This is a genomic window from Pseudomonas sp. NPDC087614 (assembly GCF_044743485.1).
GTDB lineage: Bacteria > Pseudomonadota > Gammaproteobacteria > Pseudomonadales > Pseudomonadaceae > Aquipseudomonas > Aquipseudomonas baetica_A.
This window is the reverse complement of the sequence record NZ_JBIUWN010000160.1, coordinates 1-3,192: the sequence shown is the minus strand read 5'-3', so window position 1 is coordinate 3,192 and position 3,192 is coordinate 1. Positions and strand designations below refer to the sequence as shown.

The window sequence follows — 3,192 nt, the reverse complement described above, 5'->3', positions numbered from 1 at the left end:
ACCCCCACCCCCCCCCCCACAACCATCCCCTCGAAGACGATATACACACTTACACCAATTGTTAAAACCACATCAAACTCTTCAGGCGCATATCACTGAGGGTTGGCACGAGTGCTGGAAAGCAACGATTTCAGGTTGGCAGCCTTCGGCTTGACCAGCCAGAAACGGCGCAAGTAGTCATCGAGGTTCTCGGCGAGTTCACGCCCCCACTCGCTGTCGGTTTCGGCGACGTACTCGTTCAGCACGTTTTGCAGATGGCTGCGATAGGCCTCCATCGCCTCGCCGCTGATCCGCTGGATTTCCACCAGTTCGTGGTTGACCCGGTCAACGAAAGAGTTGTCCTGATCAAGCACGTAGGCGAAACCACCGGTCATGCCAGAACCGAAGTTGTAACCGGTTTTGCCCAAGACGCAGACGAAACCACCGGTCATGTACTCGCAGCAGTGATCGCCAGTGCCTTCCACAACCGTGTGGGCACCTGAGTTACGCACGGCGAAACGCTCACCTGCGGTGCCAGCGGCGAACAGCTTGCCGCCCGTGGCGCCGTACAGGCAGGTGTTGCCGATGATGGCGCTGTTCTGAGTCTGATAGACGCTGCCCTTCGGCGGCACGATGACCAGTTTGCCGCCGGTCATGCCTTTGCCGACGTAGTCGTTGGCATCGCCTTGCAGGTACATGTTCAGACCGCCGGCGTTCCACACGCCGAAGCTCTGACCCGCCGTCCCTTTGAAACGGAAGGTGATCGGCGCCTTGGCCATGCCCTGGTTGCCGTGCTTGCGCGCGATTTCACCGGAGATCCGCGCGCCGATCGAACGGTCGCAGTTGCAGATGTCCAGGTCGAATTCGGCGCCGCTCATGTCATTGATCGCCGACGACGCCATCTCGACCATTTTCTCGGCCAGCAGGCCTTGGTCGAATGGCGGGTTGCGCTCAACGCCGCAGTACTGAGGTTTGTCCGCCGGGATGTGATCGCTGCCCAGCAGCGGGGTCAGATCCAGGTGGTGTTGCTTGGCGGTCTGGCCTTCGAGGATTTCCAGCAGATCGGTGCGGCCGATCAGCTCTTCGAGGGAACGCACGCCGAGCTTGGCCAGCCACTCACGGGTTTCTTCGGCGACGTAGGTGAAGAAATTCACCACCATGTCGACGGTGCCGATGTAGTGATCCTTGCGCAGCTTCTCGTTCTGCGTCGCGACGCCGGTGGCGCAGTTGTTCAGGTGGCAGATGCGCAGGTATTTGCAGCCCAGCGCGATCATCGGCGCAGTACCGAAGCCGAAGCTTTCGGCGCCGAGGATGGCAGCCTTGATGACGTCGAGGCCGGTTTTCAGGCCACCGTCGGTCTGCACCCGGACTTTGCCGCGCAGGTCGTTGCCGCGCAGGGTCTGGTGGGTTTCAGCCAGGCCGAGTTCCCACGGTGCGCCAGCGTATTTGATCGAGGTCAGCGGCGAAGCACCGGTGCCACCGTCGTAGCCGGAGATGGTGATCAAGTCCGCGTAGGCCTTGGCCACACCGGCAGCGATGGTGCCGACGCCCGCTTCGGCGACGAGTTTCACCGAAACCAGCGCCTTCGGGTTGACCTGCTTGAGGTCAAAAATCAGCTGCGACAAGTCTTCGATCGAATAAATGTCGTGGTGCGGCGGTGGCGAAATCAGCGTTACACCCGGCACTGCATAGCGCAGCTTGGCGATCAGCCCGTTCACTTTACCGCCCGGCAGTTGCCCGCCCTCGCCCGGCTTGGCGCCTTGGGCGACCTTGATCTGCAGCACTTCGGCGTTGACCAGGTATTCCGGCGTCACGCCGAAACGTCCAGTGGCGACCTGCTTGATTTTCGAACTCTTGATGGTGCCGTAACGCGCCGGGTCTTCACCACCTTCGCCGGAGTTGGAACGCGCGCCGAGGCGGTTCATGGCTTCGGCCAGGGCTTCGTGAGCTTCCGGCGACAGGGCGCCCAGCGAGATACCGGCAGAGTCGAAGCGCTTGAGCACCGATTCCAGCGGTTCGATTTCACTGATGTCCAGCGGCGTGTCGAGGGTCTTGACCTTGAACAGGTCGCGAATCATCGACACCGGACGGTTGTCCACCAGCGAGGTTTATTCCTTGAACTTGGCGTAGTCGCCCTGCTGCACGGCGGCTTGCAGGGTGTTGACCACGTCCGGGTTGTAGGCGTGATATTCGCCACCGTGGACGAACTTCAGCAGGCCGCCCTGCTGGATCGGCTTGCGCGGGCTCCAGGCTTCGGTGGCCAGTGCCTTTTGCTCGGCTTCGATGTCGACGAAACGTGCACCCTTGATGCGGCTCGGCACGCCACGGAAGCTCAGCTCGCACACTTCTTCGGCCAGGCCGATGGCTTCGAACAACTGCGCACCGCGGTACGAAGCGATAGTCGAGATGCCCATCTTCGACAGGATCTTGAGCAGACCTTTGGTGATGCCTTTGCGGTAGTTCTTGAACACCTCGTAGAGGTCGCCCAGCACTTCACCGGTACGGATCAGGTCGCCCAGCACTTCGTAAGCCAGGAACGGATAGACCGCCGAGGCGCCGAAACCGATCAGCACGGCAAAGTGGTGCGGATCGCGTGCGGTCGCGGTTTCAACGAGGATGTTGGAATCGCAGCGCAGGCCTTTTTCGGTCAGGCGGTGGTGTACCGCACCGGTGGCCAGCGAGGCGTGAATCGGCAGTTTGCCCGGCGCGATATGGCGGTCGCTCAGGACGATCTGGGTACGACCGGCGCGCGCGGCTTCTTCAGCCTGATCGGCCACATTGCGGATGGCCGCTTCGAGGCCGACGCTTTCGTCGTAGTTGAGGTCGATGATCTGCCGCTCAAAGCCCGGGCGGTCGAGATTCATCAACGAGCGCCACTTGGCCGGGGAAATCACCGGCGAGCTGAGGATCACGCGCGAGGCGTGTTCCGGCGACTCCTGGAAGATGTTGCGCTCGGCACCGAGGCAGATTTCCAGCGACATCACGATGGCTTCACGCAGCGGGTCGATCGGCGGGTTGGTGACCTGCGCGAACTGCTGGCGGAAATAGTCGTACGGCGTGCGCACGCGCTGGGACAGCACGGCCATCGGCGTATCGTCGCCCATCGAGCCCACGGCTTCGTAGCCTTGTTCGCCAAGCGGACGCAGGACCTGATCGCGCTCCTCGAACGTGACCTGATACATCTTCATGTATTGCATGAGCTGATCGACGTCG

1 pseudogene is annotated in these 3,192 nt (G+C 61.6%); it reads right to left on the bottom strand.

Annotated features, from left to right (window positions below):
• Window positions 1-92 precede the first annotated feature (92 nt).
• A pseudogene (gltB, locus tag ACIOWA_RS27660) lies at window positions 93-3,192 on the bottom strand (glutamate synthase large subunit); the annotation flags it as partial.